At 72.1% G+C, this 24,692-nt stretch carries 19 protein-coding genes; 11 read left to right on the plus strand and 8 right to left on the minus strand.

Annotation, left to right across the window (positions count from 1 at the left end):
- Nucleotides 1-153: 153 nt before the first annotated feature.
- Entirely contained in the window at nt 154-1,326 is a 1,173-nt protein-coding gene (locus ACFFF6_RS04085; RefSeq protein WP_376978458.1) for an ROK family transcriptional regulator, read from the plus strand.
- A gap of 15 nt (nt 1,327-1,341) precedes the next feature.
- On the opposite strand, the gene ACFFF6_RS04090 is transcribed toward ACFFF6_RS04085, so the two are convergent.
- The 3 genes from ACFFF6_RS04090 to ACFFF6_RS04100 all read right to left on the minus strand — a co-directional run bounded on the left by ACFFF6_RS04090 (nt 1,342) and on the right by ACFFF6_RS04100 (nt 6,594).
- Nucleotides 1,342-3,537 (minus strand): outer membrane protein assembly factor BamB family protein, encoded by a 2,196-nt coding sequence (locus ACFFF6_RS04090; RefSeq protein ID WP_376978459.1) that lies wholly within the window; start codon nt 3,535-3,537, stop codon nt 1,342-1,344.
- Nucleotides 3,538-3,647: 110 nt separating this feature from the next.
- Nucleotides 3,648-5,873, minus strand: a complete 2,226-nt coding sequence (locus tag ACFFF6_RS04095; RefSeq protein WP_376978461.1) for an alpha-N-acetylglucosaminidase — start codon at nt 5,871-5,873, stop codon at nt 3,648-3,650.
- Nucleotides 5,863-6,594, minus strand: a complete 732-nt coding sequence (locus ACFFF6_RS04100; protein WP_376978463.1) for a sugar isomerase domain-containing protein — start codon at nt 6,592-6,594, stop codon at nt 5,863-5,865. The genes ACFFF6_RS04095 and ACFFF6_RS04100 overlap by 11 nt, the downstream gene beginning before the upstream one ends.
- A 280-nt stretch (nt 6,595-6,874) precedes the next feature.
- On the opposite strand from ACFFF6_RS04100, the gene ACFFF6_RS04105 reads away from it, so the two are divergent.
- Genes ACFFF6_RS04105 through ACFFF6_RS04120 form a run of 4 tightly spaced genes read left to right on the plus strand, consistent with a single transcriptional unit; the run spans nt 6,875 to nt 10,797 of the window.
- Nucleotides 6,875-7,657, plus strand: a complete 783-nt coding sequence (locus ACFFF6_RS04105) for a GntR family transcriptional regulator (protein WP_376978465.1) — start codon at nt 6,875-6,877, stop codon at nt 7,655-7,657.
- A complete protein-coding gene (locus ACFFF6_RS04110) occupies nt 7,654-8,955 on the plus strand; it encodes an ABC transporter substrate-binding protein (RefSeq protein WP_376978467.1) in 1,302 nt (433 codons plus the stop codon). The genes ACFFF6_RS04105 and ACFFF6_RS04110 overlap by 4 nt, the downstream gene beginning before the upstream one ends.
- Complete coding sequence (locus tag ACFFF6_RS04115) at nt 8,952-9,935, plus strand: carbohydrate ABC transporter permease (protein ID WP_376978469.1); 984 nt, start codon at nt 8,952-8,954, stop codon at nt 9,933-9,935. Before ACFFF6_RS04110 ends, ACFFF6_RS04115 begins: the two co-directional genes overlap by 4 nt.
- 49 nt (nt 9,936-9,984) lie before the next feature.
- Nucleotides 9,985-10,797, plus strand: coding sequence for a carbohydrate ABC transporter permease (locus ACFFF6_RS04120; RefSeq protein ID WP_376978471.1), 813 nt, complete (start codon nt 9,985-9,987; stop codon nt 10,795-10,797).
- Nucleotides 10,798-10,871: 74 nt separating this feature from the next.
- Here the strand turns inward: ACFFF6_RS04120 and ACFFF6_RS04125 are convergent, their stop codons facing one another.
- The 4 genes from ACFFF6_RS04125 to ACFFF6_RS04140 are packed head-to-tail and all read right to left on the minus strand — an operon-like array spanning nt 10,872 to nt 15,943.
- On the minus strand, nt 10,872-12,803 hold the full coding sequence (locus tag ACFFF6_RS04125) for a beta-L-arabinofuranosidase domain-containing protein (protein ID WP_376978473.1): 1,932 nt from the start codon (nt 12,801-12,803) through the stop codon (nt 10,872-10,874).
- A complete protein-coding gene (locus ACFFF6_RS04130) occupies nt 12,800-13,717 on the minus strand; it encodes a carbohydrate ABC transporter permease (protein WP_376978474.1) in 918 nt (305 codons plus the stop codon). The genes ACFFF6_RS04125 and ACFFF6_RS04130 overlap by 4 nt, the downstream gene beginning before the upstream one ends.
- The gene (locus ACFFF6_RS04135) at nt 13,714-14,658 is read right to left on the minus strand and encodes a carbohydrate ABC transporter permease (RefSeq protein WP_376978476.1); all 945 of its coding nucleotides are present in this window, start codon (nt 14,656-14,658) and stop codon (nt 13,714-13,716) included. Before ACFFF6_RS04135 ends, ACFFF6_RS04130 begins: the two co-directional genes overlap by 4 nt.
- 4 nt (nt 14,659-14,662) lie before the next feature.
- Nucleotides 14,663-15,943 (minus strand): ABC transporter substrate-binding protein, encoded by a 1,281-nt coding sequence (locus ACFFF6_RS04140; protein WP_376978477.1) that lies wholly within the window; start codon nt 15,941-15,943, stop codon nt 14,663-14,665.
- Nucleotides 15,944-16,121: 178 nt separating this feature from the next.
- On the opposite strand from ACFFF6_RS04140, the gene ACFFF6_RS04145 reads away from it, so the two are divergent.
- A complete protein-coding gene (locus ACFFF6_RS04145; RefSeq protein ID WP_376978479.1) occupies nt 16,122-17,120 on the plus strand; it encodes a LacI family DNA-binding transcriptional regulator in 999 nt (332 codons plus the stop codon).
- A gap of 14 nt (nt 17,121-17,134) precedes the next feature.
- Here the strand turns inward: ACFFF6_RS04145 and ACFFF6_RS04150 are convergent, their stop codons facing one another.
- The gene (locus ACFFF6_RS04150) at nt 17,135-18,154 is read right to left on the minus strand and encodes a LacI family DNA-binding transcriptional regulator (protein ID WP_376978481.1); all 1,020 of its coding nucleotides are present in this window, start codon (nt 18,152-18,154) and stop codon (nt 17,135-17,137) included.
- Nucleotides 18,155-18,338: 184 nt separating this feature from the next.
- Here ACFFF6_RS04150 and ACFFF6_RS04155 point away from each other — a divergent pair, with 184 nt between their 5' ends.
- From ACFFF6_RS04155 to ACFFF6_RS04175, 5 genes are all read left to right on the plus strand, one after another.
- Complete coding sequence (locus ACFFF6_RS04155; protein ID WP_376978483.1) at nt 18,339-19,979, plus strand: arylsulfatase; 1,641 nt, start codon at nt 18,339-18,341, stop codon at nt 19,977-19,979.
- Between the two features lie 123 nt (nt 19,980-20,102).
- On the plus strand, nt 20,103-21,446 hold the full coding sequence (locus ACFFF6_RS04160; RefSeq protein ID WP_376978485.1) for an extracellular solute-binding protein: 1,344 nt from the start codon (nt 20,103-20,105) through the stop codon (nt 21,444-21,446).
- A gap of 70 nt (nt 21,447-21,516) precedes the next feature.
- Nucleotides 21,517-22,470 (plus strand): carbohydrate ABC transporter permease, encoded by a 954-nt coding sequence (locus tag ACFFF6_RS04165; RefSeq protein ID WP_376978487.1) that lies wholly within the window; start codon nt 21,517-21,519, stop codon nt 22,468-22,470.
- Nucleotides 22,470-23,309: a carbohydrate ABC transporter permease gene (locus tag ACFFF6_RS04170; RefSeq protein WP_376978489.1), complete on the plus strand. Its 840-nt coding sequence runs from the start codon at nt 22,470-22,472 to the stop codon at nt 23,307-23,309. The genes ACFFF6_RS04165 and ACFFF6_RS04170 overlap by 1 nt, the downstream gene beginning before the upstream one ends.
- A 134-nt stretch (nt 23,310-23,443) precedes the next feature.
- The gene (locus ACFFF6_RS04175; RefSeq protein ID WP_376978491.1) at nt 23,444-24,682 is read left to right on the plus strand and encodes a family 1 glycosylhydrolase; all 1,239 of its coding nucleotides are present in this window, start codon (nt 23,444-23,446) and stop codon (nt 24,680-24,682) included.
- The last annotated feature ends 10 nt before the right edge of the window (nt 24,683-24,692 follow it).

Consider the following 24,692-nt stretch of genomic DNA (forward strand, 5'->3'; position numbering starts at 1 on the left):
TATGTTGGAGCACACTACAAACTCCGGGGCATCGCGTCCAGAGATGACCGACGGCGAGATACGATCGTGACCGAGCACACGGGGGAGAAGGACGGCGATGGAGACGCAGCGCAGCCGGGCACGGAGCTGTGACCAGGGCAGAAGGTGGAGGCGATGAGCGATGCCTCCGTGCTCACCGCGGCCGATGTCGGCGCCGCGAACCGATCCCGGCTGATCCGGCTCCTGCACCGCGACGGCCCCCAGAGCCGGGCGGAGCTCGCCGCGGCGCTCGGCGTCAGCCGCGCCACCGTCGGGACGATCGTGCAGCCGATCCTCGGCGCGGGGCTGCTCGTCGAGCAGGAGCCCCTGCAGGCGGAGGCGCGACGGGGCAGCGGACGCGCCGGGAAGCCGGCGCGTCCGCTGTGGTTCAGCGACGAGGTCCTCCTGGGGGGCGTCTACATCTCCGGCGACGGTGTGCACTGCGCGGTGCTGCGCATGGACGGGGAGGTGCTGCGGGAGGGCCGGGCCCCGCTCGAGCCCGAGGACGACGGCAGCGGGATCGTCGCCGGCTGCGAGCGGTTCTTCGCCGGCACCGCCCTCATGGGCATCGGCGTCGCCTCGGCGGGCATGGTCGACACGGATGCCGGGGAGATCCTCGAGATCTATCGCGCCCCGCGTCTGCAGGGGATGCCCGTGGCGCGGCTGCTGGGCGAGCGGCTGGGCGTGCCGGTCGTGGTGGACCATCACCCGCGGGTGCAGGCCATCGGGGACCTCTGGTTCGGCGAGGGGCGCGAGCTGTCGACCTTCGCCTCCGTGTACACCGGGGAGGTGCTCGGCGTCGGGATCGTGCACAGCGGCCGCGTGCTGCGCGGGGACCGCGGGGGCGGCGGCGAGATCGGGCACATGGTCGTGGACCAGCACGGCGAGCAGTGCGTGTGCGGGAGGATCGGCTGCTGGGAGACGGTGGCCACGCTGCCCTGGCTGCGCCGCGAGGCCGAGCGCGCCGGGCTCCCCGATGCGGAGTCGATGACCTGCGCAGCGCTTGTCGAGCTCTCGGTGCAGGACCCCGCCGCCGCGGCGCTGCTGCGCCGCTACCTCGGCAACGTGGCGCAGGGGATCGCGGACCTCGAGCAGATCCTCGGGCTGCAGCAGTACCTGATCCACGGGGACGTGGGGCGCGGGGGCGCGCTCGCCGAGGAGATCCTCTCCCAGGAGCTGGGGCGGATGCTCAACCGGCGGCGGACCCCGCCGCGGCTCGCGGCCGTCGCCGACGACGACCTCTCGACGCTGCTGGGCGCGGCGGGGCTGCTGCTCTCGGCGACGTTCTCGCTCGATGCGGACCGGTGAGGGAGCGGCTCATGCTCACAGCTGCGCCAGGGCGTGCACCGTCCCGGCGAGGTCGCCGAACACGACGAGGTCGCCGAAGGCCGCACCCGGGGCGAGGACGGGGGCGGTGCTCAGCCGGGTGATCTGCTCGACGGCGCCCGAGCCCAGGTCGACCGCGCTGATCAGCCCCGCGTGGCTCGCGGTGTGCACGACGTCTCCCACCAGCACGAAGCCCTCGTCCAGGATGCGCTCCGCGGTCGCGTGCCGGGCCCGCTCCTCGCCGGTGGCGGGATCCACCCGCACGAGCTCGCCCGACTCGTTCGCCAGCAGCAGGTCGCCGTCAGCGGTGATCGTCTCCCGGGCGTACTGGAAGGAGCCCGGGAGGATCCAGCGCACGGCGCCGTCCTCCGGGGCGAGACAGCGGGCGTCGGCGATCCCGGACGCGAGGACGCTCCCGTCGGGCAGCACGGTGACGGCATCGTTCCAGGGCCCGTAGATGAAGCGCTGGTAGCTGCCCGCCCGGTCGGTGAGCGAGCGGGTCCACAGGGGCGCGCCGGTCCGGGCGTCCAGGGCGTGGGCGCGGCCGTCGCCCACCCCGAGCAGGACGCGCTCGCCGTCGGTCGCGGGCGCCCCCATCGACGTCGCCGGCAGCTGCGCGGTCCACCGCCGCTCCCCGGAGACGGCGTCGACGACGTGGAGCGTCGTCCCGGAGCAGACCATGAGCACCTCGGCCCCGTCGATCGTCCCGGCCCCGGGATCCGCCGCGAGCGGGGCGCCGGTGGCGTACCGCCAGAGCAGGGAGCCGTCGGCCGCGAGCAGGTGCAGGAAGCCGGAGCTGTCGGGGACGGCGACCGCACGCCCCTCATGGGCGGTGACCAGATCGCGACGGACGTCGCCCTCGACCCGCGCGGTCCAGCGGGCGGCGCCGTCGACGTCGAGCGCGGTGACCAGGCCGGAGCTGTCGCCGACCACGAGCAGCGGCCCGTCCGCGGCGTCGAGGACGGCGGGTGCGCCCTGGATCATCCCGGCGAGCTGCGCCTCCCAGGCGGTGCCGCGCTCGCCGCGTGTGAACGGAACGGTCAGCAGGCGGGTGCCGGAGCTGTCCTCTGGCCGCACCCGCACATGCACGCGCTGCCTCCCCTCGGCGAGCTCCGAGGCGTCCAGCCCGCCCGAGAACCGGGCCCGTCCGCTGCGCTGCAACGGGGACCAGGGGAGCTCCTCGTTGCGACCCGCGTAGATCGCGGCGTCGTACAGCACGGCGTCGACCTCGCCGTGGAAGGACCCGGGCAGGGGGACGTCCACGCTCACGGACGCGCCCTCGTCGGTCGCCTCCGCCCGGCGGGGCAGGAAGCGGTCCCTGCCGTGCTCGGGGCCCAGGTCGAAGGTCCCGACCTCCGTGCGCACGGCATCCTCAGGGGCGGTGGGATCGGAGATCTCGACCCGCGTGATCAGCAGTCGGTCGATCTCCCCGGTCAGCTCGTAGTAGGCCGCGTCGATCTTCACGGCGGCCGCCTCCAGCTGATCGCGCCGGTTCACGCGCGTCAGCAGCTCACGATGCGTGTGCCCGGTCAGATGCAGGGAGATCGGCCGGGTGGCGAGCACGTCCTCCATGTCCTGCTGGTTCGCGACGTAGTAGAAGCCCTCTCCCATGGGGAAGTGGGTGACCAGCACGCAGGGCCGATCCCCGGCGGTGCGCAGCGCCTCCTCGAGCTCGGTGAGGGCCTGCGGGGTCCACCAGGCGACCTCCTGCTGGTCGGCCGTGGTGTCCGCGAGGATGATCCGCAGCCCGTCGAGGTCCTGCACGCGCACGCTCTCCCCGAGGTGCTCGCGGCGCAGCTGCCCGGCGCTCGCGTCCCAGCGCGTCTCGTGGTTCCCGGGCACCGCGACCATCCGCTCGCGCAGACCATCGGGCACCGCCTCCTCGAAGGCCCGGTACTCCGCCTCGATGCCGTGCTCGGTGACGTCGCCGCCGTGGATCACGAGGGAGGGATCGAAGGCCTCGACGGCCGCGAGCACCGCCCGCAGCCGGGCCATGCTCGTCGTGTTCTCCGGATCCGCATGCGTGTCGGCGAGGAAGGCGAGGCGGATCCCGGTGCGTGCGTCCGGCTCGGCGGGACGACCCGGTCCGGCCGCGGGGGCGGCCTGCGCGGCGGCGGTGCCCAGCAGGCCCGTCGCGGGCAGGGAGACGGCGGGAAGGGAGGCGAGAGCGGTGCGGCGGGTGACGCGGTGCATGAGGGAGTCCTTCGGAGGAGGGGGCCGATGAGCCCGGGGAGGAGCCCCGGGGAGGAGCAGGGAACGGGAAGCGGTGGAGACGGGGAACGGCGGAGAGGGGCGGCGACCGGTCAGGTGGACGGCGGGATCAGGCGCGGGATCTGGGTCTCGGCGAGGTCCAGCAAGGGCAGGGTCACCTCGGTGAGGTCGCCGTACGGCGCGGTCGGGTACGGGCTGGTCGCGCCGCGCCAGTCCTCCTCGATCCGCTGGATCCGGGTGCGCAGCGGAGCCGGGTCTGCGGCATCGGCGGTGCCGTCGGCGATCGCGGCGAGCCATGTCGCCCAGGCGCGCCAGCGGGCCAGGTGGAGGTCCGTGAGCAACCCCGACCAGTGCCGGGCCGCATAGTCGTGCAGGCCGCTGTCCTGCTCGCCCCACACGCTCACGAGGGAGCGGGCATCGCGCTCGAGGGCGTCGGCGAGGCGCCGATCGGGTCCGGCGCTGCGCCGGGCCGCCGCGATCCACGTGCCCACCAGCATGTCCGGCCGGGTGGCGGCGACCGCGTCGACCCCGTGCAGCAGCGCCTCCAGCACCGAGGCCTCCGCGCGGACGCGCTCGCCGTCCCCTGCGGCGGAGGCGGCGGCCATCGCCCGCAGCGGGGCGCGCGCGGATTGCGCTGCCACATGGATGACCAGCTGGGCCGCGTCATGGCCCAGCGCATCGGCCCCGCCGGCAGCCGCCGGTCCCGTGCCGCGCAGGCGAAGAAGGGTCCGGGCCGCCGCGGCGAGGTGGGGCAGAGCGCCCAGCATCTCCGCGTCGTTCTCCGCATCGAGGTTCGCCGACGGCGGTCCGGACGCATCCGGCAGCGGTTCCCCGGCCAGACGCTGCGAGGCGAAGGGCAGGCCCGCCGACCAGGGCCGGGCGATCAGCGGGGAGGGCGTGGCCCGGGTGCGGCCCGGCCCGTAGAGGGTCCACCCCAGCAGCTCCCAGACCTCGCGAGCCCGGGCATCATCCATCCCGTACCGGCGGGCGACGAAGCCGTCCAGCCATTCCTCGAGCGGCGGCATCGGCGACCACAGCGCCCGCGCCGCGAGCTCGTGGACGACGGCATCGTCCTCGAGCGCCTCCCCGGTGAGGCCGAAGCCCTCCAGGCGGCCGCGGGTCCCCTCGGCCGCCGCGGTGCGCAGCCCCGCCAGGTCCGCGTCCAGGGCGCGGATGTCCCCGAACACGGCGAAGCGCCCGCCGAAGTCGTGGGTGAGGCACCACAGCCAGCGCCTGCCGTACATGCCCCCGGTGCGCTGCCACATCGGCGCGTGCTCGCCCCACAGGTCCAGCAGCACCAGGCGGTCCTGCGGCACCCGGGACAGCAGGGCGTGCACCCGTTCCGGTGTCCAGAAGGAGGCCCGGTAGTGGAAGGGCCAGCCCTGCAGGATCCACTCCGCCTCCGGATCCGCGCGGTGCATCGCCGCGTAGATCGCCCCGGCGTGCGCGGCCAAGTCCTGCGGGCTGCCCGCCGGGGGCAGGGACTCGATGTACGGGTCGACCGCGTAGAGGTGATCGGTGCCCAGCAGCTCCCGCTGATGGCGGTGCAGGGAGGCGGCGGCCTCGGCGAACAGGGCGCTGCCCGGATCGGCGAGGGAGCTGCGCCAGCCCTGCCACTCGATGGTCCGCGCGGTCCCCGCGAGCGATGCGGGCAGCTGCCCGCCGAAGCCGGGGAGCACCACCTGCATACCGAGCTCCCGCGCCCGGTCGGCGATGCGCCGGCCCAGCTGCGCCCGGTCCGCGAGCGCCTCCGGGGTGAGCACGGCCCCCAGGTCGTGGGTGATGCCCATGGTCGTCCAGGGGAGGAAGGCGGGCCCGCCCACGAAGCGCGCCGCCTCCTCCTGCGGGACGTCCAGGTCGCGCAGCATCGCCACGAGCACCGCCTCATGGCCCACCAGCAGAAGCGGCGCCGTCGCCCCGTGCAGGGCGATGTCGTCGATGTGGCGCTCCCAGCGCTCCCAGTCCCAGGAGGCGGCCGAGTAGCCGAAGGCCACCGGGTTGTGGTGGTAGCGGCGGCGCAGCGCGGTCGCGAACCGCTGCGGGGCGCGGCGCGGCAGAGGCGCGGAGGCGTCGACGACGGCGGGGCCCTGCGCGGACAGGTCCGCGTCGAAGACGTCCTCGAGCGCGCGGGCCAGACCCACGCAGGCTGCCGATGCGGTGCTCGCCTCGATCCGGAGCACGTCCCCGTCGGTATGCACGAGGACCCGCTCGAGACCGTCCCCGGCCGGGCCGATGAGCCGCAGCCGCAGGCGGTCCTCGAGCGCGGGCGCACGACGGCGGGCGAGGCCCCGCACCCCGGCGAGCAGGTCACGGCTCACGGGAGAGCCTCCCGCGCAGGGGCGCCAGCACGGCCTCGTTGGAACCGTCCCCGCCGGCGCGGTTCATGCTGCGCAGCACCGGCGGCGGCATGCCCGCGGCGACCAGACGCTCCATCGCGCCGATCGCGAGCGCGTGCACGAGCCAGGTCGCGAGGATCGTGGAGACAGGCCCGGTCTCCGTCCCGTCCTCGAGGCAGACGCTCACGTCCCCCTCCGGGGCGCGGGTGTCCAGCACGACATCGGCCACGTCCAGCAGGCGCAGGCCGTCGGGATGCCGGGACCGGGCGGCCAGGGAATGGGAGCGGCTGGTGATCGCGACGACGACCAGGCCCCGCTCCCGGGCCTGCTGGGCCAGCTCGATCGGCACCGGGTTGATGCCCGAATGGGAGATGACCACGAGGACCTCCCCGGACCGCAGGTCCTGCAGCTGCGCGATCGCGCTGCCGTAGCCGGGAAGCCGTTCGATGCGGGAGACGCGCGTGGGCTCCCAGGGCGCGAGCGCCGGATCGTGGATCAGGCGGACGGGGGCGAGCCCGCCGGCGCGGAAGGTCGCGTCGGTCGCCGGGAGGGCCGAGTGCCCGGAGCCGAACACGTGCAGCACTCCGCCGTCCCGGAGGGATCGGGCCAGCAGCTCGGAGGCGCGCCCCAGCCCGGCGGACTCCTGCGCCGTGTCCTCGAGCAGCCGGGCGGCGGCGGCGCGGTAGGCGTCGACCGCGCTCACCGCGCCGCGCTCCGGAGCGCGGCGGACGGCAGGGCGGGCGGCGCCGAGGGGGCGCCGAGGGGGAGGGGCCAGGTGGGGCCGGTGGGTCCGATCATGCCCTCGGACGCTAGCGGCGCCGGCCCGCCCGCGGCCAGGGTTACCGGACCACCGGGCGCCCCCTCGCCGGTAACGGGCCAGGTCGAGGACTCGACAGGCAGACCAGGGCGTCCCGATCCTTGCGAGCGGACGGACCGCTGGTCCAGGCTCGAAGGATCCGGCGAGGGAACGAGGAGGTGCCCCGATGCGCCCGGCACACATCGCGCAGGAGGCTCGTGACGCCATCGAGTCGCGGTACATCCTCGGGGCGGAGCCCGCCGCCGTCCTGCCCTCGGAACGGCAGCTCGCCGCCGAGCTCGGCATCGCCCGGTCCACGGTCCGCTCGGCCCTCGCGATGCTGCGCGAACAGCAGCTGATCCGCGCCCGGGCCGGGGGCCCGCCGGTCGTCGTCGACCCCCGGCTGACCAAGGCGCCGCGGCTGAGCTCTTTCACCCAGGACGCCCTCGCCCGCGGCTGGCACCCCTCGAGCCGGCTGCTCGAGGCGGCGGAGGAGCCGGCCGATGTCACCGTCGCCCGCGACCTCGGCATCGCCCCCAGCAGTCCCGTGCAGCGGATCCGGAGGCTGCGTCTCGCCGACCGCATGCCGATGGCGCTCGAGGAGGTATGGCTCCCGCAGGAGATCTTCCCCGGGCTGCTCTCCCTGGACCTCACCGGATCCCTGTACGAGCTGCTCGAGACCCGGTACCGGATCGCCGTCCACCGCCACGACCGGCGGATCTCCGCGATCACCGCCGATGCCGCGCTCGCCGAGCTGCTGGAGATGCCCCCCGGCTCCGCGGCCCTGTTCGCGACCCAGGTCGGCGTGGACCGCCGCGGCCGGCGCCTCGAGCTGGGGCGCTCCGTGTACCGGGGCGACCGCTTCGACTTCACGACCGTCACGTTCGCGGCGCGGGGCGAGCCCCCGCGCCCCCGGCCGGACCACACGCGATCGCAGATCGCATCCACGAATCGGAGGCGCAGGACATGAGACGACGGACGATGCTGAGCGGGATCACCGGACTGGCGCTGGCCGGGCTCACCGCGACCGGATGCAGCCGCAGCGGCCCCGGGACCGGACCCGGCGGCGACGTCGACGTGTCCGACACCCGGATGGAGGCGCAGATCGAGTTCGCCATCTGGGAGTCGGACTTCGACTGGGACGCCGTGATCGCCGGCTTCAACAAGGTCTACCCGAACATCACCGTGCAGATGACGGCGAGCCCCTTCAAGGACTTCTTCACCCGCCTGCAGACACAGGCCTCGGGCGAGAACCTGCCGGACGCCTTCATGATGAACGGCCCCAACTTCCAGCTGTACGCGAGCCACGACATGCTCGCCTCCCTCGCCCCCGCCGTCGAGGCCGGGAAGCTGGACTTCGCGGACTACCCGGAGGCGATGAGCACTCTGTACACCTACGAGGACGTGCCCTACGGGGTGCCGACCTCGTACGACTCCATCGGCCTGTGGTACAACACGGCCCTCTTCGAGAAGGCCGGGGCCGATGCGCCCACCGACGAATGGACCTGGGAGGACCTGCACCACGCCGCGAAGAGCATCAGCGAGAAGCTCGCGGGCGAGGGCGTCTACGGCTTCGCCGGCGGCGCCTACAACCAGGAGCTGTTCTACAACCTGATCTTCCAGGCGGACGGCGCCGTCCTGAACGAGGACGCGACCAAGGCCCAGTACTCGAGCCCGGGCAGCCGGAAGGCGCTGCAGTTCCTGCGGGACATGGTCGAGGACGGCTCCTCGCCCACGATCCAGACCACCGCCGACACCTCCCCCGACGAGCTGTTCAAGAGCGGGAAGGCCGCCATGGTCTACGGCGGCAGCTTCCGCCTCCAGGGCTACGTCGACTCCGCCGTCGCCGCGGACATCCAGGTGGTGCCGCTGCCGATCGGGGACCGGCGCGCCGTGGTCCTGCACGGCGGTGCCGTCGTCGCCTCCGCGAGCAGCGAGAAGCGCGACGCCGCCGCGGCCTTCGCCGTGTACACCGGCACGAAGGAGGCGCAGGAGATCGTCGGCGCCTCGGGGACCTCGATCCCCGCCTTCCGCGGCACCGAGCAGGCCTACATCGACTCGCATCCCGAGTACGACCTTGCCCTGTTCCCCGCGTCCGCCGAGGAGTACGGGGTGCCGTATCCGGTCTCCGCGAACACGCAGGCCTGGCTCGAGGTGGAGAGCGAGATGATCCCGCAGATCCTCGCCGGTGACCTGAGCGTCGAGGAGGGGACGACGCAGCTGGACGCCCGCATCGACGAGCTGCTCGCCAAGGAGGCCGAGCAGTGACGCAGGCGGCCGCGGCGCGCTCCCCGGCCCCTCCGGGCGGGGGTGCGGGGCCGGGCCCGGCCGGGCGACGGCGCCGGAACGGGCGCGGCCGCCGGCGCGGGGGCCTGGCGAACCCCGACGGCCTGTGGCCGTGGCTGTTCGTGCTGCCCACCCTGCTGGGCCTCGCCGTCTTCTACTTCTGGCCTGTGCTGCAGACCGCCTACTACTCCTTCACCCGCTGGGGCGTGTTCGGCGGCGCCGAGTTCGTGGGCCTGGAGAACTGGGCGGGGCTGATCGCCTCCGGGCAGGTGCCCCGGGCGCTCGTGAACACCCTCCTGTACACGGCGATCCTGCTGGTCGGCATCCCGATCTCGATCGTGATCGCGAACCTGCTGAACCGGCCCGGACTGCGATTCGTGTCCTTCTACCGAGTGCTGTTCTTCGCGCCGTTCGTGTCCATGCCGGCGGCGATCGCGCTGGTGTGGGGGATGATCTTCAACAGCCAGTACGGGATCCTCAATCAGTTCCTCGGCGTGTTCGGGGTGCCGCGGGTGCACTGGACCTCCACCGAATGGGTCGCGCTGCTCGCGATCGGGATCGTCGGGGTGTGGTCCTCGCTCGGCTTCAACATCATCATCCTCGGCGCCGGGCTGCGCGGCATCCCCGCGGAGATGCACGAGGCCGCCTGGATCGACGGCGCCTCCAGCTGGCGGCAGCTGGTGTCGATCACGGTGCCGCTGCTGAGCCCCAGCATCTTCTTCCTGTCCGTGCTCAGCGTGATCCACGGGATGGAGCTGTTCGACCTGATCTACATCATGATCGGGGAGTCCAACCCCATCAAGGGCGCGACCCAGTCGATGGTGTCGCTGTTCTACCGGGAGGCGTTCATCAGCAACGACAAGGGCACCGGAGCGGCGATCGCGATCCTGCTCATGCTGATCATCGGCTTGCTCACGGCCGTGCAGTTCCGGGTGCAGAGGAGGTGGGCGGACGATGGCTGAGGCGCGGACGAGCCCGACACGGAAGCGGCGCCGCAGAGGCGGAGCGGTGATGGGCAGCAACGCCTGGGCGCATGTGGTGCTCAGCATCGGCGGGTTCATCATGGTGTTCCCGTTCCTGTGGCAGATCCTCATGTCGCTGTCCTCGACCGCGGAGGTCACCTCCGTCCCGCCCACCCTGTGGCCCGAGCAGCTGCGCCTGGACAACTACGTCGAGGTGTTCCGGCAGATCCCGTTCTTCGAGCAGTTCTGGGTGTCCGTGCGCGTCACCGTCGCGACCGTCCTCGGACAGGTGGTGCTGTGCAGCATGGCCGGCTACGCCTTCGCCCGTATGCGCTTCGCCGCGAGCGCCGCGATCTTCGCCGTCATGCTGTCGATCCTCATGATCCCCAACCAGGCGTACCTGATCCCGCAGTACCAGATCGTGCAGAACCTGGGCTGGCTGGACACGGTGCCCGGGATCGTGGCGCCCACCGTCTTCAGCGCCTTCGGCACCTTCCTCATGCGGCAGTTCTTCGTGAGCCTGCCCGGCGAGCTCGAGGAGGCCGCGCGCCTGGACGGCGCGAACTCCTTCCAGATCTTCTGGAAGGTCATGCTGCCGCTCGCGAAGCCCTCGATCAGCGCCCTCGCGATCGTCACCACCCTCGCCGCGTGGAACAACCTGCTGTGGCCGCTCGTGGTCACCAGCCGGGCCGAGCACCGCACCCTGTCCGTGGGCATCGCCTCCCTGAACGGGCAGTACGTCATCGACTATCCCGTGATGATGGCCGCCTCCCTCATGGCCATGGCGCCCATCCTGATCCTGTTCATCCTCATGCAGCGCCGGGTGATCGACGGGCTCGCGCATTCGGGGCTGAAGGGGTAGGGGCGGGGCCGTCGGAGCGTCCCGGCCAGGGAGCCGCGCCCGCGCGGGCGCGGCTCCCTCGTCGTGTCCGGGCCTCAGGGCTGACGGTGCTGCGGGTCCTCGGGATCGTCGAGGTCCGTCCAGCTGCCGGAGACGGGGAACTCCGTGATGCGCAGGCGCGCACAGCCGTAGGGGACCAGGGCGAGGTCCGCGGATGCGCCGCGCTCGAGCAGCGGGCTGGGCGGGAGCGGACCGGTGTCCGCGCCGGCCTGGCGCCACTGCGTGGCCGAGACCCCGAACCCGGTGACGGTCAGCGGGGACCCCTCGCCGGGGGAGGACCCCGTCAGCCCGAAGGGGACCGGCTGCACGGGGCGCCGCTCCACGCTCCAGTCCCCGGCCCGGTCCAGCCCGGCGAGCGCCCAGTTCCAGGAGGTGCGGCGGTGGATCTCCCACTCGTCGAGGCCCGGGGCGCCGTCGACGGCCCTCCAGTTCTCGCCCAGCGGATGGACGAGGACGAGCGGTCCGAAGCGCAGCGCGGCCGCCTGCTTCTCGCGCCGGATCACCCGGGTGCGCATGGGGAGCGTGAGCTGCACCCGCGCTGCCGTCCAGGAGCGGTGCAGCGTCACGTATCCGTCGACGGGATCGAGGTCGACGGGATCGCCGTCGACGCGGAGCTCCCAGTCCTCCGCCCAGCCGGGGATGCGCAGCTGCAGGTCGAAGGGCTCGCTGCTCGAGGACGTGACGTCGATGCTGACCGTCTCCGTGAAGGGGTAGTCGGTGGTGATGTCGAGGGCGACATCGGCGCCGCCGACGGTGGTGCGCACCTGCGCCGGGGCGTAGGCGACCGACCGCAGCCCGCCCGGCGAGCGCATCCACAGGGAGCTGACGAGCTTGGGCCAGCCCTGGTGGAGATTCGCCGTGCAGCACCCGAAGTGCGGCTCGTGGCCGAAGATGTTCGCGTCGTCGGAGGAGAAGCTCCATTCGCGCCGGGCCACGGAGACCTCCAGCTGGTTGGCCTGCTGGAGGTACTGGTGGCTGCGCATCCGCGGGTCGTTCGAGGCGGGCAGGAGGTTGAAGGCGAGGGATTCGAGGCGGTCGCCGTGGCGCGCATCCGCGAAGGTGGCCGCGAGCATCTCGCAGGTGAACATCATCTCGACCACCTGGCAGGTCTCGACCCCCGCGGTCGCCAGCGGGCCGCCGAGCCACTCGTCCCCGGAGAACCAGCCGTGCGCCTGGCCGTGCCAGCGGTCGAGGTTCTCGAAGGCCTGCTCGGTCTCCTGGCGGTGGGCCTCGCGTCCGTCGCGGATCCAGTCGACCGCTCCCTTCTTGAGGCCCATCGCGACGTTGGGCCCGTGGGTGCGGTGGGAGAACACGCGCGCGGCACCGGTGATGAGGTCCCTGCCGAGGTAGTCGTTCCAGGCGATGGTCTGGGAGTCGAGGAGGTCGACGAGGTCGAGCAGCCAGTCCTCGCCGGTCCTCGCGTGCAGCCACCACACGGACAGGGCGTTGTCCGCGCCTCGGGCCCGGCCCCAGGATCGCAGCGGACGGTCCGGGAGGTGCTCGAGCTGATGTCGGAAGTACCGGCGCAGGAACGGCACGACGCGCTCGTCCCCGGTGGCCTCCGCGTGCTGGGTGAGGACCTTGAGCGCGACCATCCGCGGCCACCAGTCATCGTTGCTCGCGGGCCCGAAGAAGCCGTCCTCGGTCTGCGAGGCGAGGATCCACTCGATCCAGGGGGCGATCTTCGCGAGCAGGGTCTCGTCGCCCAGCACGTGCGCGAGCGGGACCAGCCCGTCGAGGTAGTAGGGGCCGCGCTCCCAGTCCTCGCCGTCCCCGCCTCGCCACGCGCTGCTGGGGCCGACCTCCGGCCAGATCTCCTCGAGCTGTCCCGTCTGCCCCTCTGCCTGGAGCTGGAGCTGCGCGCGCAGCCAGCCCGTCGGCCTGATCGCGCCCAGCGGGAGGAGGGCCGCGGCGGGGGCCCGGTCGGTGATGGTCTGCGGATCGTGATGCATGGGTGAGTACCTCATTTGATGGCGCCTCCGATGAGGCCCTTGGTGTAGTGGCGCTGGAGCACGAGGAAGATGACCACGACCGGTGCGATGGCGACGCACGCCGTGGCCGTGAGCAGGCCGGGATCGATGATCTGGACCCCGGGGATCTGGAAGGAGGTGGTGATGTCGGTGAGCGCGATCGGAAGGGTGTACTTCTCCTGGCTGGAGAGGAAGACGATGGAGCTGAGCAGATCGTTCCAGCCCGCCATGAATCCGAACAGCGCGATGGTGACGATCCCGGGCAGTGCCAGCGGGATCATGACCCGCCGCAGGAGCGGGAGGGTGCCGGCGCCGTCGAGGGCGGCGGCTTCCTCGAGCTCGGCGGGGATGCCGTCGAAGGTGTTCCGCATGACGAACACGGAGAAGGGGAGCTGCAGCGTGATGAGCACCAGCACGACGCCGGTGATCGAGTCCAGCAGCCCGAGGGCTCCCAGGATGATGGACAGCGGGGTGAGCAGCCCCTGGTAGGGGACGACCAGCGGCGCCAGCAGGATCACGAACACCAGCGAGGAGTACCGGAAGCGGATCCGCGAGAGCGCGTATCCGGCGAGGGTGGCGACGACGCCGACGCCGAGCGCGACGCCGAGCGCGATGATCGCGGAGTTCCGGGCGTAGCGGGTCAGGCCGACCGAGGGCTCGAGGATCACGGCGTAGTTCTCGAGCGTGAGGTTCTGCAGCGAGGCCAGGCCCACGCCGTCGACGTCCGCCGAGGTCGGCAGGAAGGACCGCAGCAGGATGTACAGCATCGGGAACAGGAAGAGCATCGCCAGCAGCGTCCCGACCAGCAGGTAGCACAGGGCGGACAGCTGCGCGCGCGGCGAGGTCCGCCGCCGCCCTGCGGCGGGCCCGGCGCTCGCCGTTCCGGGGAGGTGTGGGGGCAGGACGCTCATGACGCGCCTCCCGAACCATCGGCCCGGAGCGTGCGCAGCTGGACGAGGGCGATCACCAGGATCAGACCGGTCAGCACCATCGACAGCGCCGCGCCGTACCCGAGGTCGAAGCGGACGAACGACTGCTGGTAGGTGTACATCACGGCGGTGGTGGTGCTGCCGCTGGGGCCGCCCTTGGTGAGCACGTAGAACTGGTCGAAGACCAGCAGCGTGCCGGACAGCGAGAGGATCATGCACAGGGCGAACTGGCGGCGGATCAGCGGGAAGGTCACCGACGCCTCCCGCCTCCACCAGCCGGCGCCGTCGATCTTCGCGGCATCGTGCAGCTCCTCGGGGACGGCCTGCATCCCCGCCATCAGCAGGATCATCGCCACGCCGATGCTCTTCCAGACGGAGAGCACCAGGACGGCCCAGAACGCGGTGCCCGGCTGGGTGAACCAGGCCGTCCGGCCGTCGCTCGCCCCGATCGCCTCGAGAGCGATGTTGATGATGCCGGTGCCCGGCATCAGCATCACCTGGGCCATGTAGGCCGCTGCGGTGAACCCGATGACGACCGGCAGGAAGAAGGAGGTCCGGACGAAGGCCACGAAGCGTCCGTGCCCGCGCACCATGACGGCCGTGAGGTAGGAGACCGCGATGGAGACGGGGACGAGCGCCGCCGTGAACAGCGCCGTGAACGCGAGCGCGTCCAGGAACCTCCGGTCCGTGAAGGCCCGGACGTACTTCTCCGGGCCCGCCCAGCTCGGGGTGCCCAGCAGCGGCCAGTCGGTGAACGACATCGCGGCCAGCAGGATCATCGGGAGCACGAAGAAGAGCACGCTGAGCAGCAGCGCAGGGGAGACCAGCAGGTATCCGAGCAGCGCACGGCGCCGGATCATACCGGTGCGGGAGCGGGCGGAGGATCGGAGCTGACCGACCGCCGGAGTGGCGGAGAGGGTCATCGTGTCACCCGATCTGCCGGTAGGCGTCGGCGATCAGCTGGTCGGCCTGCTCCTGGGCGCGGGCCATCGTCGTCGCCGGGTCGGCGCCCTCGAAGATCACCGCCTGGGAGTTCTGCGCCCACGGCCCGTTCGGATCGTTGATGATCGCGAAGTACGCGATGGAGATGGGGAGCCGGCCCACCGCGAGCGAGCCGACGGTCGCCGCGGCCCAGTCGTCCGAGGCGAGCGACTCGGCCAGGGCGAGGTCGGGGGCGATCCAGCCGGCGGTCCGGTTGAGCTCTGCGGCCTCCTGGTCGGAGACCAGCCACTCCAGCAGGGTCCACGCCTCCTCGGGGTGCGGGGCGCCCAGGGGGATGGCCGCCTGGTTGCCGCCGAGGAAGGAGGCCAGCTCCCCGCTCGTGCCGGGGATCCCGGCGACGGAGCCGAACTGGTCCTCCTTGCCGGAGAAGGTGTTGGCGCCGGTGAAGATGATCCCGACGTTGCCCTCGAGCACGTTCTGCTGACCGACGTTGCCGGGGTCCTGGTTGGGCTCGTCGGTGGGCTGCATCAGCCCCGACTGCCACATGTCCTGGTACCAGGCGACCATCGCCACCATCGCGGGGTCGGAGAAGGAGGAGACCTGATCCGGCCCGGGGTCGGAGACGATCTCGCCTCCGTCCGCCCATCCGGAGGGGAACCCGGTGAAGGCCCCTCCGGCGCCGCCGATGGTCGAGAAGCCGCTGATCCCCTCGCCCGTGGCCTGGATCTTCTCGGCGAACTCCTTGACCTCGGCGAGAGTCGTCGGCGGCACCTCCGGGTCCAGGCCGGCCGCCTCGAAGAGCGCCTTGTTCCAGAACATCTGGGAACCGGTGAGCGCGACGGGCAGCGAGAAGATCGCGTCCTCCAGGGTGCCGACCTCGATGCCTGCCGGTGCCAGATCCTCGAGGTTGGCGAGGCCCTTGCTCTGCTCGGTGATGTCCGTGAGCTGCCCCTGGGTGGCGAGCAGCGGGGCGTTGATGATGTCGAAGTTGATGAGGTCCGGGACGGATCCGGATCGGATCGCGTTGGCGAACTTCGTGAGGTACTGGTCGTTGCTCACGGAGGACAGCTGCACGGTGATCCCGGGATGCGCCGCCTCGAACGCACCCATCTGGTCCTCCATGGAGTTGTCGCCCTCGCGCGCCCAGACCGTCAGCGTGACCGGTCCGTCGCCGTCCTTCTGGCCGCTCGAGCCGCAGGCGGCGAGGCCCGCGGCCGTCATCAGACCTGCTCCGAGCCCCAGGACGGCTCTCCTGCTGGGATCCATGATGTTTCCTCCATCTCGGCAAAGTCGCCGCAACCTTGCGGCAACGCACTTAGGCTAGAGGTGGCCCGTCGTCGAGGTCAAGGCCTGATCGGAGGTGGTATGTTGCCGTCGTGCGGCAAATCGAACCTGGTGGATTGCCGCGCGGCGAGCACTGCAGACGTCCACGAGAGGTCCCCTGATGGCGAAGAAGCGTGTCACCCTGGCGCAGGTCGCGGAGGTCGCCGAGGTATCGGTCGGCACCGCCTCGAAGGCGATCAACGGGCGCGGTCAGCTGAGCCCGGCGACGCGGCAGCGCGTCCGCGACACGGCTCGAGCGCTGGGGATGGTGCTCGACGCCGGGGGCGAGCACCCCTCCGCCGGACGCTCCTTCATCGTCGGAGTGCTCACCAGCGACTCCTACGGCCGCTTCACCATGCCGATCCTCACCGGGGCGGAGGACACCTTCGGCGTCGGCGAGATCGCGATGCTGCTGGCCGAGAGCCGAGGGGACCCGATCCGGGAGCGCCACTACCTGCGGACCCTGCGGAACCGCGGCATCGACGGGCTCATCGTCACCGGCCGCTCGAGCGACTCCCGGGCATCTCTCCGCGAGGTCATCGACGTCCCCACCGTGTACGCGCTCTCCCCCTCGGACGACCGCGCGGACACCTCGGTGGTCCCGGACGATGCCGGTGGCGCCTACCGGGGTGCGCAGCACCTGGTCAACACGGGACGACGCTCGATCGCCGTGGTCGCCGGACCCGCGCACCACCTGGCCAGCACGCACCGGGCCGCGGGAGCCGCGCGGGCGCTCGAGGAGGCGGGCCTGCAGATCGCCGGAGGCGAGGTGCTGCACGGCGAATGGTCGGAGAGGTGGGGGTTCGAGGCCGCCCAGCGCCTGCTCGCCGCCACGGACTTCGACGGGGTCTTCTGCGCCAACGACCAGATCGCCCGCGGAGTGCTGGACTGCCTGCGGGACCAGGGGAGGCGAGTGCCCGATGAGGTGGGCGTGGTGGGCGTGGACAACTGGAGCGTCGTCGTCGAGGCGGCCCGTCCGGCGATCACGTCCGTGGACCTGAATCTGCGCGCCGTCGGCCGGCGCGCCGCGGAGCTGCTCGTGCAGATGATCGCCGGCGATGCAGGGCCGGGTGGCGTCGAGCTCGTCGACTGCACGCTGGTGGCGCGGCAGTCCGCGTGAGGCGGCGGGGTCGGTCAGCCCCGCGGCACGGACGAGTCGCGCACGATGAGCTCCGTCTCGATCTCGATCGCCGCCGGCGGCAGGTCCGCATCGGGCTGCGCGAGACGGCGGGCCAGCAGGTCGACGGCGGCCCGGGCCGTGCGATGCCGGTCGACGGCGACGGTGCTGAGCGCGGGGACGGAGAAGCGGCCGTCGTCGATGCCGTCGAAGCCGATGACGGACACCTCGTCCGGGACGCCGAGCCCGGCCTGGTCGAGCGCCCACAGAGCGCCGAGCGCGAGCGAGTCGGTGAGCGCGAGGACCGCGTCGAGCTGCAGACCTGCGTGCAGGGCCTGGGCGAGCGCTTCGGCGCCCGCGGCGCTGGTCCATCCCGGGCAGGCGATCAGCAGTGTCGGGTCCTCGGCGAGGCCGTGCTCGTCGAGGACGGCGCGGTAGGCGGCGGTGCGCTCGGCCGCGTTGCCGATCAGCTGGTCCGGATCGGCCCCCAGCAGCGCGATGCGGGTGCGCCCGATCGCCAGCAGGTGCTCGACGGCGAGGCGGGCGCCCTGCGCGTTGGCGAGGAAGACCTGGTCGACGTCGTCCTCGAGGCGGCGGTCGCCGAGGACGACCAGGGGGAACCCGGCGGGAGCGGACTCGAGGGCGACATCGGCCCGGGTGGCGGGGGCGATGAGCGCTCCGTCGAGCCCCTGCGTCCTCGCGAAGGCCATGTGGTCCACGGCGACGTGCGGCTCGGGTTCGATGTTCTCCACGACGACGCGCAGGCCGACCTCGCGGGCGGCGCGGGAGACCTCGTCGGCGAGCTCCGCGAAGTAGGGGGCCCGCATCTCCGGCAGCGCCAGCCCGATCACGCCGGTGCGGTTGGTGCGCAGCGCTCGCGCAGAGGTGTTGAGCCGGTAGCCGAGCTCCTCGACCGCGGCGAGGACGCGGCTGCGCGTCTCGGGACGGATGTAGGGGTAGCGGTCGCCGAGCACGTTGGAGACCGTCTTCGGGGAGACTCCGGCGCGGCGTGCGACATCGGCCATCGTGACCGCCATGGCGCCTCCCACCTGCTCGGATCCTGCTCGGATGCTACGCGGGGCCGGTCGGGCGCGCCACCTCGGCGGGCCGTGCAGCTTCGCACGATCCCGCGCAGGGCCGATGGAGCGGGTGTTGACGGTGGTTCTCCACGGCTCTACAGTTCCGTAGTACATCGATGTACTACCGATCAGGAGATCGCCCATGACGCAGGAGACCGCCCCGCTCCCGTCGAGGCCGGACGTGCTGCTGATCCTCGCCGACGACATGGGCTTCTCCGACATCGGCTGCTATGGCGGCGAGATCGACACCCCGGTTCTCGATGCGCTGGGCCGGGCCGGAACCCGTTTCACCCGGTTCTCGAACTCGCCGCGCTGCTCGCCCACCCGCGCGAGCCTCCTGACCGGACTGCATCCGCATCAGGTCGGCATCGGCATCCTCACCGGGGACGAACGGCCTGACGGCTACCCCGGCGACCTCTCCGAGGCCTGTCACACCGCGGCGGAGCTCCTCGGTGCGGCCGGTTACGGCACCTTCCTGTCCGGGAAATGGCATCTGAGCGCGAGCATGGATGAGCCGACTTCCTCCTGGCCGCTCGAGCGCGGCTTCGATCGCGTCTTCGGCACGATCGAGGGGGCGGGTTCGTACTTCGCCCCCGTGGGCCTGCGTCGCGACGGCGTCGATGCCATGGCGGAGACTGCGCCCGAGGACTTCTACTACACCGACGCGATCGGCGAGGCCACCCGTGGGCACATCGCAGATCACCTGCGCGAACGGCCGCAGGATCCGATGTTCCTCTACGTGCCCTTCACCGCCCCGCACTGGCCGCTGCACGCGCGCCCGGCCGATGTCGAGCGCTGCCGCGGTCGTTACGACGAGGGGTGGGACGTCATCCGCGCCCGTCGGGAGCAGCGCCTGGTCGCTGAGGGGATCATCGGGCCGGAGGTCCGGCCCGGCCCCCGCGATCCCGCCGTGCCGGCATGGACTGAGGTCGCCGACCCCGCCTGGCAGGCCCGTCGCATGGAGGTCTATGCCGCGCAGATCGAGGCGATGGACCGGGCCATCGGACGGATCGTCTCCGCGCTCGAGGATGCGGGCCGGCTCGAGAACACCCTGGTGCTGTTCCTGTCGGACAACGGAGCCTGCGAGGAGGAGATGCCACCCGGCGGCGACCCGGCCTTCCGCACCCTGCCGATGGTCCCGGATCGCACCCGCGACGGTCGCGCGATCGAGCTCGGCAACGAGCCCGGGATCGAGCCGGGCGGCGAGGGAAGCTTCGCCAGCTACGGCCGCGAGTGGGCCGATGTCTCGAACACCCCGTTCCGCGAGTACAAGCACTGGGTGCACGAGGGCGGGATCTCCACCCCGCTGATCGTGCACTGGCCCGCGGGCCTGGGGCGGCCCGGTGACCTCTGCCGGACCCCGGCGCAGCTGGTCGACGTGCTGCCGACGCTGCTCGAGGTCGCGGGCGCGGGGTATCCGACGCGGCGACGAGGGTGCGAGGTGCCCGCCGCCGAGGGGAGCAGCCTGCTGCCCCTGCTGCGCGGGGGCGGCCCGGCGGCGGGGCGCGGGCCGCTGTTCTGGGAGCACGAGGGCAACGGTGCGATCAGCTCCGGGCGCTGGAAGCTCGTGCGCAAGCACGCCCGTCCCTGGGAGCTCTACGACATGGAGCGCGACCGCTGCGAGCTCGAGGACCTCGCGGACGAGCATCCGGACCTGGTCGCCGCCCTCGCCGCCGCGTACGAGCAATGGGCTCATCGCGTGGGCGTGATCCCCCGCGATCGCATCCTGGAGGCACGCCGGCGCCGTGAGGTGGAGGGCCCGGAGGCTCCCAGGCTCCCCTGAGCTGGATCGCGCCGTTCCATCCCTCGCCGAGCATCCCGTCCCCTCGCCGCGCATTCCGTCCCGTCGTTCCGTTCCGCTGTAGTACATCGATGTATTACCCCAGCTCACCCAGAGGAGAACCGCATGACAGACCCATCGACCGAGGTGTCGACCAGAATGTCGGGCGAGGCGTCGGCGCGGACGCCGTCCGGGAAGGGCACCGGCCCGACCGTCCGGCGGCGGATCAGCCGCCGCGGCTTCGCCGCCGCCGGCCTCGCTCTGCCCCTGGCCGGGCTCAGCGCCTGCACCGCGCAGGAGGACGGCCCCCGCGACATCGTCGTCTGGCACGGCTTCACCGAGGCGGACGGGGCGATCATCGGCGAGCTCGCCGAGGAGTTCACCGCCTCCCAGGACCGCTTCCGGATCCGCATCGAGGTCAACCCCTGGAACGTCATCACCGACAAGCTGCTGCCCGCGATCTCCGCCGGCAACGGCCCCGACCTCGTCGTCCAGACCCCCAGCGACGGCGAGCGCTACGCCCGCCAGCGCGCCCTGGTCCCCGTCCAGGACTTCTACGACGACCCCGCCAACGAGACCGACACCTACCGCGAGAACGTCACCGCCTACACCCGCATCGACGGTGTCCAGCACGCCGTGCCCATGGGCTACGGGCCTTTCGCCTGCTGGTACAGCGCACGCCTCTTCGAGGAGGCCGGCGTCGACGCGCCGCCGCAGACGTGGGAGGAATGGATCGACCTCGCCGAGCGCCTCACCGTGCCCGGCGACGGCCGCCCCGAGGTGTACGGGCTGACCCTCGCTGACCGCGACACCTCGCAGCTGGTCCCGACGATGCTCGAGGCCGCCGGTGGTGACGCCTATGCGGAGGGCGAGGTGGTCCTCGACTCGCCCCAGAACGCGCGGACCCTGCAGTGGTGGCGCGAGGCGTACACCCGCGGCTGGGGTCCCACCACCATCACGCTGCCCAAGTCCGCGGACCTGTTCAAGAACGGCCGGGCCGCCATGACGGTGCTGGGTCCGTGGATGGTCGACATCGCCGCGAGCGTCGACCTCGACGTGGGCGTCTTCGCCGTGCCCGCCGGACCCGAGAGGGCCGTCACCCAGGCCGCCGCGAACTACTGGTGGCTGACCGCCCAGGCCGATGAGGAGTCCCGGGAGGGCGCCTACGCCTTCCTGCGCCACGTCAACAGCCACGACGCCCAGGTCCGATGGGCGCTCGGATCGCACTACCCGCCCAACCGCACCGACATCACCGCCGACGAGCTCGCGGACAACCCCTACGTCGCGACGATGAGCGAGTTCACCCAGGATGCGACCGTCCGCCTGGACGGGCTGCCGCGCGGCGGCGCCGATGCCGAATCCGTCCTGTCGACCCTCAGCGTCCACGTCACCGAGGGCACCGGCGGCGAGGTGCCGGACCTGCTCGCGCAGGCCGCCGAGCAGTTCGCGGCCGCGATCGCCGAGGAGTGAACCCGATGCTCGCCCCTGACCACCTGTGCACGACGACGTGCCCCATCCGCCCCCGACCGAAGGCCGCATCATGAGCACATCCGCCACCGGGCGCCGCGCCTATCGGGCGCCCCGCCCTCTCGCCGCGGGCAACGCCCGCATCACGCGGGCCCGCGACCGGGCCCGCAGCCTGCGCGCCCTCGCCTTCCTCGCGCCCGCGCTCCTCGTCCTCCTCGTCTTCGTGCTGATCCCCGCGCTGGAGGCGCTGCGCCTGTCCTTCACGGATGCGAGCGGCTTCGGGACCCCGGGCTTCGTGGGTCTGGACAACTACCTGCGGGTCCTCGAGAGCCCCGCATCCCGCCGCGCGATCCTCAACACCCTCGCCTACGCGGTCATGTACGGGCCCGCCGTGATCGTCGCGGGGCTGGCGAGCGCCCTGCTGCTGAACCGGAAGGACATCCCCTTCCGCACGTTCTTCCGCACCATCATCTTCCTGCCCTTCGTCATCTCCATGGCGGTCGCCTCGATCGCCTGGAACTTCCTGCTGGACCCCGACCTGGGGCTCGTGTCCCGCTGGCTGGGGAGCATCGGCATCCACCTCGGCGACGTGTTCGCCTCCGCGTGGGCGCTGCCCGTGGTCACCGCGATCGCGGTGTGGAAGAACTTCGGGTACTTCATGGTCATCTTCCTCGCCGGTCTGCAGGGCATCCCCGCATACCTGTACGAGGCGGCGACCCTCGACGGCGCCGGCCCCTGGCGGAAGCTGCTCGCCGTCACCATCCCCGGACTGCGCAGCACCATGACCTTCGTGGTCATCTTCGCGCTGGTCGGCGCGTTCCAGGCCTTCGACCAGATCTACATCCTCACCCAGGGCGGACCCGATCACGCCACCGAGACCATCGTCTACCGCATCTACACCGACGGCTTCCGCGACTTCGAGATGGGCTACGCCTCCGCCTTCTCCTACGTGCTGCTGGCCATCACCCTCGTGCTGGGGCTCGTGCAGCTGCGGATCAACGCCCTCCAGGAGAAGGACCTCGTCTGATGACCACGCCGACCCTGCCCCGGATCCTGCGCACGGCGCCGATGATGATCGCGCTGCTCGCGATCAGCGCCCTGACCGCCTTCCCCGTCCTCGTCGTCGCGCTCGCGGCATTCACGCCCGAGTCCCAGATCAACGCGTGGCCGCCCCGGCTGCTGCCGCGCAGCCTGACCCTGGACAACTTCACGGATCTCGCCGGGCGCCTGCCCATCGGCCAGCAGACCTGGAACTCCCTGCTGTTCGCCGTGTCCGTCACCGCGCTCGCGCTGATCCTCAACTCCCTGGCCGCCTACGCCCTGGCCCGCATCGACTTCCGCGGCAACGGGCTGGTCCTCACCGTCCTCATCGCGACGATGATGATCCCCTTTCAGGCGCTGCTCATCCCGATCTACCAGATGGTCGCGCAGCTGGGATGGGTCAACACCCTGTGGGGGCTCGTCATCCCCCGGGCCGCGGACGTCGCCGGGATCTTCCTGCTGCGGCAGTTCTTCGTGACCCTTCCCCGGGACCTCGACTCCGCCGCACGCATCGACGGTGCCGGCGAGCTGCGGATCTTCTGGTCGATCGTCCTCCCGAACGCGAAGCCCGCCCTGCTGACGATGGCGCTGTTCCATGTCGTGAACAACTGGAACGACCTGCTGTGGCCGCTCATCATGACCAACGACTCCTCAAGCCGCCCGCTCACCGCCGGGCTGACCCTGCTCACCGGATCCGCGACCGGCTCCGCCCCCTACGGCGTGGTCATGGCCGGGTCGCTGATCGCCATCGTTCCGCTCGTGGTCATGTACCTGCTGGTGCAGAAGCGGTTCATCGAGGGGGTCGCCATGTCCGGGATGAAGTGATCCTGAGCCCCGACCCTGCAGCCCGCCCCGGGCCCGCGCGCCCCCTCGGAGAACCCCCGCGGCTCCGGGCATCGGCCGCGACCTCCCGCACCCGCACGACAGGCCCGCACCGCGACGGGCCGGACAAGGACACCATGACCTGGCACCAGGACGGCCGCCTCCACTACGCCCTCGGCATCGAGGACACCTTCGTCCCCCAGACGAGGCCGGGCGAACGCGCCCTGGACGAGTACGAGCTCACCGAGCACTACGCCCGCGTCCACGAGGACCTGGGCCTCGCCGCGGGTGTGGGCGCGGAGCTGCTGCGCTGGGGCATCCCCTGGTACCGCATCAGCCCCGAGCTCGGCCGATGGGACTGGGACTGGCTGGACCGGGCGATCGCCCGGTTCAGCGAGGTCGGGGTGCGGCCCGTGATCGACCTGCTGCACTACGGCACCCCGCTGTGGCTGGACGGGGAGTTCGCCCACCCCGACTTCCCCGCCCGCTTCGCCGAGTACGCCGTCGCCGTCGCCGAGCGGTACGCCGACACGGTCACCGACTACACGCCCGTGAACGAGCCGATGATCCACGCCGAGTTCTGCGGCGAGCTCGCCTACTGGCCGCCGTACCTCTCCGGGGAGGCCGGGGTGGTGCGGATGGTCGCCGCGCTCGCCGACGGCTTCGCCCGCGCCCAGCACGGCATCGCCGAGGTGCTGGGGGAGCGGGCCGTGTTCGTGCACGTCGAGTCGACCACCCGGCTCGCCGGGGACCTCGAGGGAGAGCATCGCGAGCGGGTGGAGCTGCTGCGGGAGCGCCGGTACGTCGTGGAGGACCTCGTCACCGGCCGGGTCCGCGACGGGCACCCGCTGCTGGGGCACCTGCAGTCCCAGGGCATGTCCGATGCGCTGCTCGAGAGGCTCGCCTCGACGCCCGTGCGACCCGACGTGATGGGAGTGAACTACTACCCGCAGCACTCCACCCGCCTGTTCCGCGACGGCGAGCACTTCCGCGGCGGGTTCGTGGACCCCGCCCCGACGCGGAACGATGGGGTCGAGGGGCTCGTCGACGTGCTCACCACCTACGAGGACCGCTACGGTGCGCCCGTCGCCCTCACCGAGACCTGCGTCGAGGGCGGCGTCCAGGAGCGGATCGCGTGGATGGACGCCTCCGTCGCCGCGATCGAGGAGCTGAGGGCTGCGGGCCGCCAGGTCGTCGCCTACACCTGGTGGCCGCTGTTCGACATGTACGAGTGGACGTACCGGCATGCGAGCGGGCCGCGCGCCGAGTCCCGGCTGCCGATGGGGCTGTACGACCTGGTCGAATCCCCGGATGGGCTGGAGCGGCGCCGCAACCCCGTCGCCGATGCGTTCGCGCGGCATGCCGGGAGGCGGTGAACGCGCCATC

The organism is Brachybacterium hainanense (genome assembly GCF_042434575.1).
In the GTDB taxonomy this organism is placed as follows: Bacteria; Actinomycetota; Actinomycetes; order Actinomycetales; family Dermabacteraceae; genus Brachybacterium; species Brachybacterium hainanense.